At 57.9% G+C, this 15,863-nt stretch carries 20 protein-coding genes; 16 read left to right on the forward strand and 4 right to left on the reverse strand.

Translation table 11 applies throughout. The features are described from left to right. Window positions 1-21 precede the first annotated feature (21 nt). The 8 genes from cobU to PSES9_RS25490 all read left to right on the forward strand — a co-directional run bounded on the left by cobU (window position 22) and on the right by PSES9_RS25490 (window position 5,073). On the forward strand, window positions 22-543 hold the full coding sequence (cobU, locus tag PSES9_RS0106220) for a bifunctional adenosylcobinamide kinase/adenosylcobinamide-phosphate guanylyltransferase (protein ID WP_010485127.1): 522 nt from the start codon (window positions 22-24) through the stop codon (window positions 541-543). After that, entirely contained in the window at window positions 540-1,595 is a 1,056-nt protein-coding gene (cobT, locus tag PSES9_RS0106225; protein ID WP_010485129.1) for a nicotinate-nucleotide--dimethylbenzimidazole phosphoribosyltransferase, read from the forward strand. The genes cobU and cobT overlap by 4 nt, the downstream gene beginning before the upstream one ends. Then, window positions 1,592-2,188 carry a histidine phosphatase family protein gene (locus PSES9_RS0106230; protein WP_010485131.1) on the forward strand — a complete coding sequence of 199 codons (597 nt, stop codon included), beginning with the start codon at window positions 1,592-1,594 and terminating at the stop codon, window positions 2,186-2,188. Before cobT ends, PSES9_RS0106230 begins: the two co-directional genes overlap by 4 nt. Further along, a complete protein-coding gene (locus PSES9_RS0106235) occupies window positions 2,185-2,919 on the forward strand; it encodes an adenosylcobinamide-GDP ribazoletransferase (RefSeq protein ID WP_010485133.1) in 735 nt (244 codons plus the stop codon). Before PSES9_RS0106230 ends, PSES9_RS0106235 begins: the two co-directional genes overlap by 4 nt. 23 nt (window positions 2,920-2,942) lie before the next feature. Then, on the forward strand, window positions 2,943-3,212 hold the full coding sequence (locus PSES9_RS0106240; RefSeq protein ID WP_010485135.1) for a hypothetical protein: 270 nt from the start codon (window positions 2,943-2,945) through the stop codon (window positions 3,210-3,212). Window positions 3,213-3,286: 74 nt separating this feature from the next. Continuing rightward, window positions 3,287-3,712, forward strand: coding sequence for a MarR family winged helix-turn-helix transcriptional regulator (locus PSES9_RS0106245; RefSeq protein ID WP_010485137.1), 426 nt, complete (start codon window positions 3,287-3,289; stop codon window positions 3,710-3,712). 30 nt (window positions 3,713-3,742) lie between these two features. Further along, entirely contained in the window at window positions 3,743-4,951 is a 1,209-nt protein-coding gene (locus PSES9_RS0106250) for an MFS transporter (protein ID WP_010485139.1), read from the forward strand. After that, the gene (locus tag PSES9_RS25490; RefSeq protein WP_274377980.1) at window positions 4,948-5,073 is read left to right on the forward strand and encodes a hypothetical protein; all 126 of its coding nucleotides are present in this window, start codon (window positions 4,948-4,950) and stop codon (window positions 5,071-5,073) included. Before PSES9_RS0106250 ends, PSES9_RS25490 begins: the two co-directional genes overlap by 4 nt. A 138-nt stretch (window positions 5,074-5,211) precedes the next feature. Here the strand turns inward: PSES9_RS25490 and PSES9_RS0106260 are convergent, their stop codons facing one another. From PSES9_RS0106260 to PSES9_RS0106270, 3 genes are all read right to left on the reverse strand, one after another. Further along, entirely contained in the window at window positions 5,212-6,462 is a 1,251-nt protein-coding gene (locus PSES9_RS0106260; RefSeq protein WP_010485141.1) for an OmpP1/FadL family transporter, read from the reverse strand. Between the two features lie 198 nt (window positions 6,463-6,660). Continuing rightward, the gene (locus PSES9_RS0106265) at window positions 6,661-7,140 is read right to left on the reverse strand and encodes a hypothetical protein (protein WP_029529398.1); all 480 of its coding nucleotides are present in this window, start codon (window positions 7,138-7,140) and stop codon (window positions 6,661-6,663) included. 226 nt (window positions 7,141-7,366) lie between these two features. Further along, window positions 7,367-8,221 (reverse strand): sulfurtransferase, encoded by an 855-nt coding sequence (locus tag PSES9_RS0106270; RefSeq protein ID WP_010485143.1) that lies wholly within the window; start codon window positions 8,219-8,221, stop codon window positions 7,367-7,369. Window positions 8,222-8,390: 169 nt separating this feature from the next. Here PSES9_RS0106270 and PSES9_RS0106275 point away from each other — a divergent pair, with 169 nt between their 5' ends. The 3 genes from PSES9_RS0106275 to PSES9_RS0106285 all read left to right on the forward strand — a co-directional run bounded on the left by PSES9_RS0106275 (window position 8,391) and on the right by PSES9_RS0106285 (window position 9,937). After that, window positions 8,391-8,762 (forward strand): STAS/SEC14 domain-containing protein, encoded by a 372-nt coding sequence (locus tag PSES9_RS0106275; protein ID WP_010485144.1) that lies wholly within the window; start codon window positions 8,391-8,393, stop codon window positions 8,760-8,762. Window positions 8,763-8,798: 36 nt separating this feature from the next. Then, window positions 8,799-9,185: a VOC family protein gene (locus tag PSES9_RS0106280; RefSeq protein ID WP_010485146.1), complete on the forward strand. Its 387-nt coding sequence runs from the start codon at window positions 8,799-8,801 to the stop codon at window positions 9,183-9,185. A gap of 68 nt (window positions 9,186-9,253) precedes the next feature. Beyond that, window positions 9,254-9,937, forward strand: coding sequence for a spermidine synthase (locus PSES9_RS0106285; protein WP_010485147.1), 684 nt, complete (start codon window positions 9,254-9,256; stop codon window positions 9,935-9,937). A 42-nt stretch (window positions 9,938-9,979) separates the two neighbouring features. Here the strand turns inward: PSES9_RS0106285 and PSES9_RS0106290 are convergent, their stop codons facing one another. Then, window positions 9,980-11,038 (reverse strand): SMP-30/gluconolactonase/LRE family protein, encoded by a 1,059-nt coding sequence (locus PSES9_RS0106290; RefSeq protein WP_010485149.1) that lies wholly within the window; start codon window positions 11,036-11,038, stop codon window positions 9,980-9,982. Window positions 11,039-11,305: 267 nt separating this feature from the next. Here PSES9_RS0106290 and rnd point away from each other — a divergent pair, with 267 nt between their 5' ends. The 5 genes from rnd to PSES9_RS0106315 all read left to right on the forward strand — a co-directional run bounded on the left by rnd (window position 11,306) and on the right by PSES9_RS0106315 (window position 15,849). Continuing rightward, complete coding sequence (rnd, locus tag PSES9_RS0106295; RefSeq protein WP_010485151.1) at window positions 11,306-12,454, forward strand: ribonuclease D; 1,149 nt, start codon at window positions 11,306-11,308, stop codon at window positions 12,452-12,454. Beyond that, window positions 12,451-12,744 carry a YcgL domain-containing protein gene (locus PSES9_RS0106300; RefSeq protein ID WP_010485154.1) on the forward strand — a complete coding sequence of 98 codons (294 nt, stop codon included), beginning with the start codon at window positions 12,451-12,453 and terminating at the stop codon, window positions 12,742-12,744. The genes rnd and PSES9_RS0106300 overlap by 4 nt, the downstream gene beginning before the upstream one ends. 86 nt (window positions 12,745-12,830) lie before the next feature. Beyond that, window positions 12,831-13,766, forward strand: coding sequence for a D-2-hydroxyacid dehydrogenase (locus tag PSES9_RS0106305; RefSeq protein WP_010485156.1), 936 nt, complete (start codon window positions 12,831-12,833; stop codon window positions 13,764-13,766). A gap of 255 nt (window positions 13,767-14,021) precedes the next feature. Continuing rightward, the gene (locus PSES9_RS0106310; RefSeq protein ID WP_010485158.1) at window positions 14,022-14,471 is read left to right on the forward strand and encodes a YcgN family cysteine cluster protein; all 450 of its coding nucleotides are present in this window, start codon (window positions 14,022-14,024) and stop codon (window positions 14,469-14,471) included. 142 nt (window positions 14,472-14,613) lie between these two features. Beyond that, window positions 14,614-15,849 carry a hypothetical protein gene (locus PSES9_RS0106315; protein ID WP_010485160.1) on the forward strand — a complete coding sequence of 412 codons (1,236 nt, stop codon included), beginning with the start codon at window positions 14,614-14,616 and terminating at the stop codon, window positions 15,847-15,849. Window positions 15,850-15,863 lie beyond the last annotated feature (14 nt).

Here is a 15,863-nt window from a genome sequence, read left to right on the forward strand (position 1 = left end):
TTATCGATCTGGAGCAGCGCCATGCATGAATTAATCCTTGGCGGCGCTCGTTCCGGCAAAAGCCGTTTGGCCGAGCGCCTGGCTGTGGAGTCTGGCATGGCGGTGACCTATATCGCCACCAGCGAGGCGCTTGATGGCGAGATGAGCCAGCGCATCGCTCATCACCGCCAGCGTCGCCCAGCCCATTGGCAATTGATTGAAGAACCTGTGCATTTGGCCAGGGTGCTGCAGGAGCATGCCGCAGCCGATAGCTGCATACTGGTTGATTGCCTGACGCTCTGGCTAAGCAATCTGTTGATGTTGAACGATGAGGTGCGAATGCAAAGCGAGATAGATCAGTTGCTGAGGTGCATCGAGGCGATGCCAGGACGGATCATCTTTGTGAGCAACGAAACCGGCCTTGGCGTGATTCCCCTTGGTGAGCTGACCCGGCGTTATGTCGACCAGGCGGGTTGGCTGCATCAGGCCCTGGCTGAGCGTTGCCAGCGCGTGGTGTTTACCGTTGCCGGGTTGCCCATGGTGCTCAAGGGAGCTGCATTGTGAACGAGTCATGGTTGCAGCGCGGCTGCCGTTCGTTGGATTTTGCCGCTCAACTGGCGGCGCAAGCGCGCCAGGCTCAGTTGACCAAGCCGGCGGGCTCCTTGGCCCAGCTTGAGCAGGTCGCGGTGCGCCTGGCTGGCTTGCAAGGGCGCGAGAAACCCGAGGTCGAGAAGGTCTGGGTCAGTATCTTCGCGGCTGACCACGGTATTGCCAATGAAGGTGTTTCGGCTTTCCCGCAGGAAGTTACCGGACAAATGCTGCGTAACTTTGTAGGCGGTGGCGCAGCCATCAGTGTACTGAGCCGCCAGCTGGGCGCCCAACTTGAAGTGATCGACCTGGGCATTGCCACAGCGCTTGATCCCTTGCCTGGCGTCCTTCACCTGGGGCTGGGGGCTGGCACCGAGAGTTTCTTGCATGGCCCGGCGATGACTGCCGGACAAGTGATGCAGGCATTGGGTGCAGGGCGTGACGCAGTGCTGCGCGCGCAAGCTGCGGGTAGCGAGTTGTTTGTCGCCGGCGAAATGGGGATTGCCAATACCACGTCGGCTTCGGCGCTGGCTTGTTGGTTGTTGCAATGCGAAGCCTCGGCGCTGGCTGGCCCTGGCACTGGTTTGAATGCTGCCGGTGTGCAGCACAAGGCCCAGGTCATCGACAGGGCATTGGCGCTGCATCGCCCGCAGATAAGCGATGTGGTCGATGGCTTGCGGCGTCTGGGTGGTTTTGAAATTGCTGCCCTGGCTGGCGCTTATCTGGCCTGTGCACAGCAAGGCATTGTGGCCCTGGTTGATGGCTTTATCTGCACTGTGGCTGCCCTGGTTGCGCAGCGCCTGAATCCGGACTGCGTTCACTGGTTGTTTTTCGCCCATCAGGGTGCAGAACCTGGACATGGCAAGCTCTTGCAGGCGCTCGATGGGCAACCGTTGCTGGATCTCGGTTTGCGCCTGGGTGAGGGCAGCGGGGCGGCCTTGGCAGTGCCACTGCTGCGCATGGCATGTGCCCTGCACAACCAAATGGCGACTTTCGCCGAAGCAGCGGTTGCTGGGCGGTCGGCATGACAGTTCGGCTCGACTTGCTGCGCCATGGTGAAACCGAGCAGGGCGGCGGTTTACGTGGTTCGATCGACGACGCACTGACTGCCACGGGTTGGGCCCAATTGCGTGAAGCACTGGCAACTGTCCTAAGTGAACAGCAAGGCCAGCCGCTGTGGGATCGCGTGATCAGTTCGCCGCTGCAACGTTGCGCACGCTTTGCCGAAGAGGTCGCCCAGGCACTGGCCATACCCTTGGTTTTCGATCCTGCTTTGCAAGAGTTGCACTTTGGCGACTGGGAGGGCCTCAGCAGCGCCGAGGTCATGCAGCGGGATGCGCAGGGACTTGGCCGGTTCTGGGCCGATCCTTTTGCATACACCCCGCCCAATGCCGAGCCCTTGATCCAGTTCGAGGCACGTATTCTCGCCAGCGTACAACGCATGCAACAGGCCCATTGCGGTGAACGTATCTTGCTGGTCACCCATGGCGGGGTGATGCGCTTGTTACTGGCGAGGGCGCGGGGCTTGCCGCGCAGTGATCTGATGCAGGTCAGTGTTGGCCATGCTCAACTGGTCAGGCTCGTGGCCGGGCAGGACGGCACCCTGGGCGAATGTCGATGAACGGATTGCTTATTGCGCTGCAGTTTCTGACGCGCCTGCCCATTAGCCTCGGTCAGATGCCCAGTGCCGAGCAAAACGGCCGCTCAGTGCTCTGGTATCCGTTGGTGGGCCTGTTGATCGGCATTGTGTTGTCCCTGGCCCATTATCTACTCGGCGATCTGTCTCCGCTGTTGCAGGCCGCATTGCTGTTAAGCCTTTGGGTGGCGATTAGCGGCGGCCTGCACCTTGATGGTCTGGCCGATAGCGCCGATGCCTGGGCGGGAGGCCTTGGCGACAAGCAACGCACCCTGGATATCATGCAGGACCCGCGCAGTGGCCCTATTGCCGTGGTGATCCTGCTGTTGCTGCTGTTACTCAAGTTTGCCGCGCTGGTGGTCTTGCTTGGGGCTGGGGCGAGTGCTGTATTGGTGCTGGCACCCTTGTTGGGACGCAGTGCGCTGCCGCTGCTGTTTTTAACCACGCCCTATGTACGCCAGGGCGGCCTGGGGCAGGCCTTGTCGAGCCATTTACCGCGTCAGCAGTTGCCCTGGTTGCTGGTTGTTGTGGCGGGGTTGTCACTGGTATTTATCCCCGGCGCCTGGCTGGCGCTGATAACGGCGGGGCTGGTTTTTGTCCTGTGCCGTCGGTTGATGCTCAAGCGCCTGGGCGGCACCACCGGCGATACCGCGGGCGCCTTGCTCGAGATTATGGAGTGCGCGATAGTGGTGGTCTTGGGCTGCGCCCTTGGTTGACCGACACTACGAAGGACTTGCTTGTGTCTGAGAAAATCATCATTGCTCTGGTCGTTATCGTCAGTTTGGCGGCGCACTACTGGCTCTATCGCTGGGTGAAATTCAAGATCGACGAAGGGGTTATCCTCAAGTGTCTTGAAGATGCCAAAGCTGCTTCAGGTCAAGGTCAACTGGACAGCCCGTCCATTGCCCGGCAAACCCAGATGAAACCTCAGCGCATCGCCCAGGTTTGCCGGCAAAGCCCCAGGATTCAAAGCTCGCCAGGCGCTGAAGAGACCTGGAAGCTTTCCTAGTCCGGCAAGGCCCACACTAGTTTCCAGTTCGATTTAAGTTGCGTTTTGGTTAATGCGGGTATATACCCGTATCCATGTTGTCGACCCAATGTCTATGTACCCAGCTGCGCCGTGCGAGTCGCGGGGTCAGCAAGTTATACGACGATGCGCTAAGTGCCATCGGGATCAATGTTGCCCAGTATTCGCTGCTCAAGCATTTGCAGCGTCTGGAGCAGCCGAGCATCAGTAATCTTGCCCTGGCCCTGGGTCTCGATCGCAGCACCCTGGGGCGTAACCTGCGGGTGCTTGAGGCCAGGGATCTGGTGGTCATGCAGGAGGGCGCCGACCAGCGCAATCGCATTGTGCTGCTCAGTGCCCATGGGGAACAGGTTATCGAGGCGGCCTTTGCCGCATGGCAGGGCGTCCAGCAATTGCTTGTCGAACGTATGGGGGCAGAACAGGTGGATGAATTGAGCCACCTGCTCGCCAAGTTGCAAGCATTCGATTCAGGCCCCGATTGAGCGCGGGTCACTGCGTATCCAGGAATTGATATGAATAATGTGTGGCGTAAAAGTGGCTGGATAATTCTTGGGGCTTCGTTGATCCTGGCGTTGTCGTTGGGTATTCGACATGGCTTTGGCTTGTTCTTGCCGCCAATGAGCGCAGACTTTGGCTGGGGGCGTGAAGTCTTTGCCTTTGCCATTGCCCTGCAAAACCTGATCTGGGGCCTGACCCAGCCCTTTACCGGCGCTATTGCCGACCGCTTTGGCGCGCAACGTACGGTGATTATTGGTGGCGTCCTCTATGCGCTGGGTCTGGGCTTGATGGGCTTTGCCGACTCGCTTTGGTCGCTGTCGCTCAGCGCTGGCTTGCTCATTGGCATGGGCCTGTCAGCCACGTCGTTTTCAGTGATCCTTGGCGTTGTGGGGCGCGCTGTTGCGGTTGAGGATCGCAGCATGGCGATGGGCATTGCCAGCGCAGCAGGTTCGTTCGGACAGTTTGCCATGCTGCCGGGTACCCTTGGCTTGATCAGTTGGCTGGGATGGTCGTCGGCACTGTTGGCGCTGGGCCTGCTGGTTGCCCTGATCGTACCCTTGGCGAAGATGATCAAGGATGTGCCGTTCCCGGCCCAGGCAGGCGATCAAAGCCTGCTCGAGGCGCTGCGTGAAGCCAGTTCGCACTCGGGGTTCTGGTTGCTGGCCCTGGGGTTTTTCGTCTGCGGTTTCCAGGTGGTATTTATCGGCGTGCACCTGCCCGCGTACCTGGTTGACCAGCATTTACCGGCTCTGGTCGGCACTACTGTGCTGGCACTGGTTGGGCTGTTCAATATTTTCGGAACCTACACCGCAGGCTGGCTCGGCACCTCGCGCTCCAAGCCACGCCTGCTCAGTACCTTGTACCTGGCACGTGCGGTGGTGATAGGCCTCTTTATCTGGGCGCCCCTGACGGTCTGGAGTGCCTATGCTTTCGGTATCGCCATGGGGCTGTTGTGGCTTTCAACCGTGCCCTTGACCAACGGTACCATTGCCACCATGTTTGGCGTGCGCAACTTGTCGATGCTCGGTGGTATTGTCTTTCTGTTTCACCAGTTGGGCGCGTTCCTGGGGGGCTGGATGGGCGGCTATTTGTACGACCGAACAGGCAACTATGACCTGGTCTGGTATATCTCGATTGGCTTGAGCCTGATCGCCGCGGCGCTTAACTGGCCAGTGCGTGAGCAACCGGTGGCGCGCTTGCAGAATCTCCAGGCCGCGATATGAACAAAGCCTGGTTGATCCGAACAGGATTAGCAATTGTTGGGCTGGCGCTGCTGGGCCTGATTGGCTGGGGCTGGTACCAGGGTGGCCTGGCAGTGTTGCAACTGGGTGTTGGTATTTGCTGAGCGTTCGACGGCCTGCAAGCGCGGCTTGCCACAGGCGTGATGGGGCGGGAAAGGTTTTGGCGTTTCAACGACGGTAGATTTGCGCGGCTTTCTTGTTGTTATTCATGCCGCACAAATTGAGTGCTTAAGCGCCGCGAATCAGAAGCGGTAAGTCACTTGCGCACCAAGACCGTGGGCGCTGTTTTCATAGGTAGAGCTGTAGTTGCCGCGCAGCGGATCGCTGTTGTCGAGCTTGGCGTCGTCTTCTTTGAGGTAGGAGTAAGCCACGTCGATGGTCATGTCATCGGTCGGGCTCCAGCCAGCACCCAGGCTGAAGATCTTGCGGTCGCCGGTCGGGATACGCGGCGAGCGGTGCGTGTTGTTGGCAGGCGACTGGTCAACAGCCAGGCCAGCACGCAGAACCCACTGCTTGTTGAGCCTGTAGGCTGCACCAATGGCATGGGCCCAGGTGTCGTGCCAGTCTTGCTCTTCGCTGATGGTTTCAAACGGAGCTGTTACGCCTTCGTTGTTGACAGTGATGTCTTCCAGGCGGCTCCAACGGGTCCAGGTGCTGCCTGCGTAAACAGTCCACTGGTCGTTGATGTCGTAGGTCAGGGACATATCAACGGATTCAGGCGTGGTGATATCCAGGCCAGCATCGTACTTGCCTTGGAAACCACTGAGCAGGCTGCCATCGGGCACTGAAACCTTGGTGTCGCCATCGAGCTCGTAATCCACCTTGGAGTGATAAGTCACACCGGCACGTACGTGCTCGTTGAATTCGTAGAGCACACCCAGGTTATAACCGATGGCAACGTCGTCACCCTTGATTTTGACCTTGCCGTCTTCAGGGGTGAAGCTTGGGATTTTCGAGGTCAGTTCGCCGGAGATGTGGTTGATGGTCGGGCCAAAACCGATCGACAAGTTGTCATTGAAGCGGTAGCTGACCGTTGGCTGCAGCGTGATGACCTGAACTTCGCTCTTGTCGCCAAAATAACGTCCCTGGAAGTCGCTCTCGTAATCCGTTACCAAGCCAAATGGCACATACATGCCGATACCGAAACTGACCTTGTCGTCGATTGGCTTGACGTAGTAGCCCATAGGCACGCCCACGACTGGCACCATATCGCCGTCGTTGCTTCCGCTGAGGCTGCCATCGGCGTGCTTGATGTCGGTCTTGGCGATTACCACTGCGGCACCTGCAGAGACTTCTTCACGCTTGAGGCGCGACATACCAGCAGGGTTACCGTACAGCGTGGTGGCGTCGTCGGCAGAGGATGAACGGCCAGCAAATGCAGTACCCATGCTGCTGATGCTCTGCTCGTTGAGGGCAAAACCGCTGGCTAGGCTGTAGCTGGATGCAACGCTAATGGCTAAGGCCAAACTGCTTTTTAGAATTTTTTGGCTCACAGGAGGACTCCAAAGGGTAGCTGGGGAGCGCAAGCTAACAGGCTTCTTAGGCGTTTGCCAAGGGCAAAAGTTCAGTTGAAAAGTCGGGTTTTGTAGGACAATTTGTGGCGTTGTGCCGCTATCTTCGCTGAATGTGAACAGGCGTGCACTGAGCTGAAATGACGCAAACCCTGACTATTCGGACAGTTTGGCAGGATGTCAGGCAACTTGACCGAGCTGGCCAATGCAACGTTGCCATGCCTCAATAAAATCTTGCGCGCGCCCCGTTGGTCGAAAAACATGGCGCCAAATTGTTGCCATGCCGACCAGGTCATCAACTTCAGGCAGGGGGCGCTGTTCAATTTCAATCAGCATCCAGGCAATGGCGGTCGCATAACGCAGGTTGACCGTGAGCTCTATGTGCGGGGCATCAAGAAAGGCATGCTGGCTCGCCAGCCCGCGGATCTGGCTGGCAAGGTCTGGATCAAAGGCGAGATGGCAGTCCCAGAGTTGCTGTTGTCGGGTTTCGGTAATGCGGAACAAGCCATGACCCAGGTTGTCATCAAGCTCGGCGCACAGGCTTGATTGACTGGCCGCAGCTCCCAGAAGCAGGGCCTCCGCAGCAGGTGAGTAGTGGCCCAGATAGACCAATGTCGGGCGGATAACATGCTGGCTCAGTTCGCAGGCCGCGATTCCCATACCATCCTCACAAAACTGGAGACCGGTAGGGCAGGCGCTTGGCAGCTGGTTGTTCGTACAAAGGCTCTACCGGGGGCGGGTTTAGCCGCTCATGTTGAAGTGTAGTGCTACCTTTGAGTTGTAAAGGCCTGTTTTTAAATTGTTTTCTTCGATCACTAAATATCTATATAGCACTTGGTAATTAACAAACCCGCTCATGTAGCGGGTTTGCCGGTTGCATGGCTGATCACTCGCCAGTGGCGATGGGCCTGTTTTGATTGGTAATCCACTCGCTCCAGGAGCCCGCGTAAAGCGCAGCCAGCGGGTAACCTGCCAGGCACAGGCTGAACAGGTTGTGGCAAGCCGTCACCCCGGAGCCACAGTAGGCCACCAGTTGCTCCGCCTGGCGTTGTCCGAGCAAATCGCTGAAGCGTTGACGCAACTCGGTGGCGGGCAAGAAACGGCCGGCACTGTCCAGGTTGTCGGTGAATACTGCGCATTGAGCCCCCGGAATATGCCCGGCTACCGGGTCCAATGGTTCCACTTCGCCTTTGAAGCGCGGCAGGGCGCGGGCATCCAGCAAGGTCATTTCGGGCCTGTCCAGGCGGGCCTGCAATTGCTCGGCGGTGAGCACCATCGCACTGTCGGGCTGGCCACTGAAGTTGCCAGCAGTCACAGGCTGCACCTGGGACGTGACTGGCAACCCTGCCTCGCGCCAGGCCTTGAGGCCGCCATCAAGCACGAAAACACCTTCGCGTTTGCCCAGCCATGCCAATAGCCACCAGGCTCTGGCGGCGTAAGCTCCGGGGCCGTCATCGTAAAGAATGACTCGGCTTTCGTTATCCAGGCCAAGTTCAGCCAGGCGCCGGGTCAGTGCCAGCGGTTGCGGCAGGGGATGGCGGCCGGTGATACCGGTTTTTATTTCACCGGATAGATCATCTTCCAGGTCGAGGAACTGCGCCCCTTGGATATGCCCCTCAGCGAAGCTGCGTCGGCCGTAGCCCTTGTCATCCAGTGCAAAACGGCAATCAAAAATCCGCGTGCCAGGGGCTTGCAGGTGCTTGTGCAGTTGTTCGGCGGTGATCAGTTGGGCAATAGGCATCAGGGTCTTCTCGGGCTGGTGGGGCAAGGCACGGTTTAAAAATCCGTAGGGCCAACAGGCTTTTTATCATGTTGCAAAACTCAAGCGTAGCGGCGTGGTCTTATTAGTTATCGTAGTGCTTGATCATGAGCCTTCGTTTTAAGCATCCGCCAATTGCGAGGTGAATAAAATGCTGACAATTAAGCCGAGTGAACACACTAATGTCATCGAGTTCGAGCTTGATGGTGGTTTAAGCCGTGAGGAGTTTGATCTGTTGGCCGCGCGCATTGAACAGGTCATCAGTGAGTATGGTGAGGTACGCATTATCGAGGTGGTCAAGCATGTGGGGGCGATCTCTCCATCTGCGCTTTGGGCTGATTTTAAATTTGCGCCCAAGCACCTCAAGGATTTCTCCCATGTGGCGATAGTTGCCGATCAAAAATGGATTGGCTGGTTCAGCGAGCTGGTCAAACCCCTGATGCAGGCACAGATCCGTAACTTTGGCCTGGATGAACTTGATCAGGCGCGCTACTGGATTCGTAATGTCACAGCCAATGTCTGATTGTCGAATCAGCCTTTAACCACGAGAACTAGAGTCATGCAGCCACAACCCTTGATCGCAGTTGTCGATGTGCCTGCCAGCAGTCTTTGGTACCAGCAACTGCTGGGCTGCAAGTCAGCCCACGGAGGGGCTGAGTACGAACAGTTGGTTAATTCTAGCGGCCAGATGATCCTTCAGCTTCATGCCTGGGATGCCCATAGTCATCGGTACTTGGGCGATAGCAGTCTGGACTCGCGCGGTAATGGCGTGCTGCTGTGGTTTGAGGTCAATGACTTTGCCGCCGCGCTGGTGCGCATTGCCGCTTTGCAAATCAGGGTGTTGCAGGGTCCGCTGGTCAACCCGAATGCGCAGCACCGTGAGGTATGGCTGCGCGATCCTGACGGCTACACCGTAGTCTTGGCCGGTCAGCACGGCGAGCTCTAAGCGTTTTAAGCCTGGCGGTGCTGCTGTATGGTGCGCTGCATTCAATGCCATCCATACGTGAGTCGCCGATGAAACGCTTTGTGTTGCTGGACACCGCACCTATTCCCCATGGCGATTCCGCGCTATGCCTGTTCGAGTACGGCGAAGACTTCGTGATCAAGATTGCCGGCGGTGATGGCGGCCAGTTGATGAATACCCGTATGCATGGCTCGGAAGATGCCTTGGCGGCGATCCCCTGTAAAAAGATCGCAGGCCGTCCCGAGCCGCGTGCACTGATTGGCGGTTTGGGCATGGGCTTTACCTTGGCCTCGGCACTGCTGCACCTGGGCAAGTCTGCTGAGGTTGTGGTGGCAGAACTGGTGCCGGGGGTGATCGAGTGGAATCGCGGCGCTTTGGGTGCCAAGTCGGGCTATCCAATCAATGATCCGCGCACCCGAATCATTGAGGATGATGTAGCCAAGGTGCTCAACGCCGCCAAGGGTGACTATGACGCAATCATGCTAGATGTCGACAATGGCCCTGAAGGCTTGACGCAAAAGAGCAATACCTGGCTCTACTCCATGGATGGCCTGCGCCAGTGCCACAAGGCCTTGCGCGCCAAAGGTATTTTGGCGGTCTGGTCGTCCAGTGCGGATCGCAAGTTTTCCGAGAAAATCTCCAAGGCCGGCTTCAAGGCCGAGGCGGTGCAGGTCTATGCCCATGGCAACAGGGGCACTCGCCACACCATCTGGATTGCCGAAATGCTGGGCTGAGCCACGCAAAAGGCCCTGGCGAGAGCCTTTGCCGGCGGCGCCTTAGCGGATCTTGAGCTTGCCGATACGGTCGTTTTCAAGGCCGCCAAGGTATAGATAGTCACCCACGGGCTTGGCTGAGGTGATCATGCTCAGATGGCTGCCGCTGGTATCGTGCAGGCTCCGGGTTATTTCGCCTTGCTCGTTGATCGCAATCACCAGTCCATAGCGCGTGGCCTTGGGCCAGAACATGCGCGGCAGTTTACTGATTTGCGCTTTCAGCCATGGATGCTGGGGCAGGAAGTCTGCATCGGCTTTGCGCGGCGAAGGCATTGCTACCCAGAAGGTGCCTGCATGGTCGCTCTCCAGGTTGTCGGGCAAACCGGGCAGGTTATCGATAAACACATCGTGGCTGCCGGCTTTTTCACCCTTGAGCCAGTAGCGGCTGATGCGGTAGCGATAGGTTTCATTGACCAGCAGGAAGTCTTCATTGGCTGATAGCGCGACACCATTGGCGAAGTACAAATCCTTCATCAGTACCTTGGTTTCGCCCGTGGCAGGCGTGTAGCTGAGCAGGCGGCCCCAGGGACGCGCCTCGAGCAGGTCCAGCAAATAGTCGGGTTGCTCGAAGCGTGAACTGGCGTCGCTGAAGTAAATGGTGCCGTCACGGGCGATGGCCAGGTCATCGGTAAACTTGAATGGCAGGCCCTCGGCGCCGGTGGTGAGCACCTTGATACTGCCCTTGGGATCGACTGAAAGCAGGCCTTTGTAGGCATCGGCAACGATCAGGTTGCCCTGTGCATCGAAATCCATGCCAAGCGGACGACCTTGGGTGTTGGCAAAGGTGTCGACCGTCTTGCCCTCAATGCGCACAATCCTGCCGTCTGCGAGGCCTGCATAGACACGGCCTTGAGCATCAACAGCGGTGTCTTCCGGGCCGTGGATCTTACCCTTGGCAATTAGCTGCGCTTTCATCAGCGTGTCATTTGGCTCAAGTACACCGGTCATGGCTGGCGCTTTGGGTGCCTGCCAGGCGACTGGATTGATCGGGCTGGGAGTGACGGCAAGGAAGACCGCAACGCAGGCGATCAGCAGTATCAAAAGACCAAGCAGTTTTTTCATTATTATTTTCCCTGTTGAGTGATGGGCGCAGCACGTTGAGGCCAAGCGGCAGACTACAGGTTTCGGAGCAAGGGTTGCGTAACTATGCAGCATTTTGTGGTTGCATCATTCAGCCGGACGGTCGGCACGGCGCGCAGTGGGTTGCCTAAGCTTTGCATGGGCGGCAACAGGGTCAAGTACGAGTCTTATCGCTTGTTATCATTCAACCAGGCCCCGAGATAGGGCGCAGGCATATATACTGCTTGCCATTCAGCATGGGAGAGCCGCGTGGCGATTGATATTCAGTGGATCAGTGACAACCAGGGCCTGGCCCAGCACTGCGAGCAATGGCAGCGCTTGGGCTTTGTGGCATTGGATACCGAGTTTATGCGGGTGGATACCTTCTACCCGATTGCCGGCCTGATTCAGGTTAGCGAAGGTGAGCGTGCCTACCTGATAGATCCGCTGTTGATCAGTGATTGGGCGCCGTTCGCGGCGCTGCTCGAAAATCCCGAGGTGATCAAGGTGGTTCACGCCTGCAGCGAAGACCTTGAGGTTTTCCTGCGCCTGACCGGCAGCCTGCCTGTGCCATTGTTTGACAGCCAGATTGCGGCTGGATACCTCAATCTGGGGTTTTCAATGGGTTACTCTCGCTTGGTCAAGGCTGTGCTGGATATCGAGTTGCCCAAGGGCGAGACACGTTCGGACTGGCTCAAGCGTCCGCTTTCTGAGACCCAGGTAAGCTATGCAGCCGAAGATGTCCTGCACCTGGCGCATGTCTACCGTGAGCTGCAAGCCAAGCTGTCGCCTGAAAAATACCAATGGGTGCTTGAAGACTGCGCCGACATGGTCAATCACCTTGGCCGTGAAGTCGAACCGCAAGAGGCCTATCGCGAAGCCAAGCTGGCGTGGAAGCTGTCGCGAGCGCAGTTGGCGGTGTTGCGCGAACTTTGTGCCTGGCGTGAGCGTGAAGCGCGAGCCCGTAACCAGCCCCGTAATCGAATCCTGCGTGAGCATTCACTGTGGCCGCTGGCCAAGACTCAGCCGGATAACCTGCAGAGCCTGGCGCGTATTGAAGACATGCATCCAAAGACGGTGCGTCAAGACGGCGAATTTATTCTGCAGTTGATCAAGGATGCCGCCGCGCTGCCCGCGTCGCAATGGCCAGAAGCCTTGCCTGAGCCGCTGCCAATCGAGGCATCGGGAATCCTTAAAAAGCTGCGCGCTATTGGCCAGAAAGAGGCTGAACGCCTGGATATCGCACCGGAACTGATGCTGCGCAAGAAGATCCTTGAGGCACTGCTCAAAAGTGGCTACCCAACGGGGCCTTATGAGTTGCCTGAGTCCCTCACCGGCTGGCGCCGCGAGTTGATGGGACAAGCATTACTAGATCGCCTGGCTAAAATCAGCGAAGCCAAAGAAGAGGAGAGGGTGTGAAGCGCATCTGCAATATCTACAAGAGTTCCAAACGCAACGAGATGTACCTCTACGTGCTCAAAAGCGATGAGCTCAAGCGTGTGCCGGAGTCGCTGCTCGCGGCGTTTGGCACACCGACCCTGGCGTTCAGCATGATCTTGACCCCTGAGCGCGCCCTGGCCCGCGAAGATATCCACCAGGTGCTGGAGAACCTCGACAACCAGGGCTATCACCTGCAGATGCCGCCGCAAGAGGAAGACTACATCCAGCATCTGCCCGAAGAGCTGCTGCGGCGCAACGACCCCGTTTGAGGGGCCTGTAACCCAATAATGAGCGCTGTGCTCGACCAGGCACGGCGCCCGGATGCATTGCCCCATTGACGACCTTGGATAACAAGATGCGTGTGTTGATTGCTGAAAAGGCCCATGCCGACTATGCCCGGCGCCTCGAACAGGTTCTGGGTCCGGACCTGGAACTGGTGGGTAGTGATGATCCGCAGCAGTTGCCGGATCTGGCAGCAGACTGCCAAATCTGGCTTGGCCAGCCTGATCTGCTCGCCCAGGTCCTGCGTGAGGGGCCAAAACCGCAATGGCTGCAATCGACATGGGCGGGGATCACGCCGTTTCTGGCAGATGGCTTGCCCCGTGATTATCTGCTGAGCCGGGCTGTAGGTATCTTCGGCCAGGTCATGACCGAGTACGTGCTGTGCCACATGCTTGCCCATGAACGGCAAATATCGGCCCAGCAGGCCGCCCAGGCCCGGCAGCAATGGCGCGGCGAACTGCCACAAAGCCTGGCTGGTCGGCGCGTACTGATTGTCGGTTGTGGTGATATTGGCCATAGCATGGCCTTGTTCTTGGCGGCCTTTGGCGTAGAACTCCACGGCATTGCCAGCCAGGCGCGTGAACAAGGGCCGTTCATTGAGGTGGCGTCGATTTCTGAATTGCCGCGCATGGCTGCCGAGGCGGACTACCTGATCAATCTGCTGCCGGACACGCCAGCGACCCAGAATATCTACAACAGCGAGCTATTTGCCCTGCTCAAGCCAAGCGCCATGTTTATCAATGCCGGGCGCGGCGCGGCGGTGGTGGATGAAGACCTCGTCAGCGCTTTGCAGGCGGACAGGCTGGCTGCGGCGGTAATCGATGTGTGTCGAGTAGAGCCCTTGCCTGCCGGGCACATGTTCTGGACTGCGCCGCGCTTGTTGCTTACTGGCCACAGTTCTGCCCCGACGCAGCCGGCATTGATGGTCAAGCTGTTTGTCGACAACCTGGAACGTTTTCAGGCAGGGCAGGCGCTCCAGGGGGTGGTGGATTTTTCCCGCGATTATTAAGTGACCCCTGAAAACCACAGGCCGAACGCGCTTTAGTGGGGCAGCCCTTGCTGCGACCCCGTCTATGGCTGTTACGCCCGTTGCGCTTTTTACTATCGTCGCTCGTTCGCTTTTCAAAGGCCCAAGGCGGAGTCATCGCGGTAATTACTCAGCTTTTACCGGGCAACAGGTCACTATCCGTCGCTGTAGGCTTGGTTGCGAAAGGGCGCCGCGTTAGACTGCCGGCCTTTTCGCACCTCTATCTTGGTTCTTGCCATGGCCGCCAAAGTCGAACCCTTCTGGAAACGTAAGACCCTCGAGCAGCTTGATCAAGCTGAATGGGAGTCGCTGTGCGATGGCTGTGGACTGTGCTGCCTGCAAAAACTTGAAGACGAAGACGACGGCAGCGTTTACTACACACGCATCGCCTGCAAGCTACTTGATCTCGATACTTGCCGCTGCACCAACTATGAAAACCGCATCAAGTTCGTGCCCGACTGCATTCAACTGACGCCGGCACAGGCTGATCAGTTTCAATGGCTGCCACCGACTTGCGGCTATCGTTTGGTCAGCGAAGGCAAGGACCTGCCGCTCTGGCATCACCTGGTGTGTGGCGACCCGCAAGCCGTGCATGTCGAACGTATTTCTCAATCAGGGCGCATGCTCAGTGAAAAAAATGTCGCTGAAGATGATTGGGAAGACTATCTGATCTTTCGGGCAGGCTAATATCTGTCCCTGTACAGCGTTGAACATTCGCTAAAACTGACCCCGCCAGCTTGAATAAATGTCGGCTCCGGTGATGGAATTGCCGGGTTGGCTGCTTGTCTATGCTTGGAACTGACCTCGTTTGCCATGGAGTTGCCCTGTGATGTCGATTCGTCCCCTGTTGTTGTCTGTTGCGCTGTTTGGTTTTGGCTCGCCGCTATGGGCAGCCACTAAGGTCGATTTGGATTACAACGTGCGATTCGTGCCAGAGGATGACGTGGCCGAAGTGAGCATGACCCTGGACAAGGGCGAAGCCATCCAGCGGCTTTCTTTTAACCTGGGCGACGAGCAACGCTACTCTGACTTCAGCACCGAAGGCGGGGAGTGGACCCAGGAAAGCCCGGAACGCGGCATCTGGACGCCGGGCAAGGGCAAGACCAAGCTCAGCTACCGGGTGAAAATAAGCCACCCGCGCGCTGACGGTAAGTTCGATGCGCTCATGACCCGGGACTGGGCGCTGTTTCGTGGCGACAACCTGATACCCAGTGCGGCCATGCAGATCCAGGACAAGACCAATCTGGTCGCGCACCTGAAGTTCAAGTTGCCTGAAGGCTGGCCGAGTGTCGAAACCGGCTGGCCACGGGTAGGCAAAAACACCTTCAGGATCAATAACCCACAGCGCAAGTTCGATCGTCCAACTGGCTGGATTCTCGCAGGTAAAATCGGCACCCGCCGCACCAAGCTGGGCGAAACCGATGTCACCATCGCCGCGCCAGACGGCCAGGGCATGCGCCGTATGGACATGCTGACCATGCTCACCTATGTCTGGCCTGAGGCGCAGGCGGTTTTCCCGCGTGATCCGAAAAAGTTGCTGGTCGTGGGGGCGAACGACCCGATGTGGCGTGGTGGTCTTTCGGCATCCAACTCCTACTTTATGCACGCTGGCCGTCCAACCGTCAGTGAAAACGGTACCAGTTCACTGGTTCACGAATTGGTTCACGTATTTACCCGAATCAAGGATACCGACAAGAGCGACTGGATCAGTGAGGGCCTGGCCGAGTACTACGCGATCGAGTTGGTTCGCCGCTCCGGCGGCATGACAGAAGAGCGCTACCAGAAAGTGCGTGAGCAACTGCTGAAGTGGAGCAAGTCGGTCAAGACCCTGCGCACCGAGAATTCCACGGGGCCAATCACCGCGCGTGCAGTGCTGATGCTGCAAGACCTTGACCGTGAAATCCGCAAAGCCACCAATGACCGCAAGCAACTGTCGCTGGATGACGTGACTCGTGGCCTGATGCGCCTCGACAAGGTCAGCACCAAGGACTTTATCCAGATCAGCGAAAACGTCATGGGCAAGTCTTCGGATGTGCTGGACACCAAGTTGCTGAAGAGCAAATAAACCCAGCCTTGGCT

Source organism: Pseudomonas sp. S9 (assembly GCF_000222125.1).
Taxonomy (GTDB): domain Bacteria; phylum Pseudomonadota; class Gammaproteobacteria; order Pseudomonadales; family Pseudomonadaceae; genus Aquipseudomonas; species Aquipseudomonas segetis.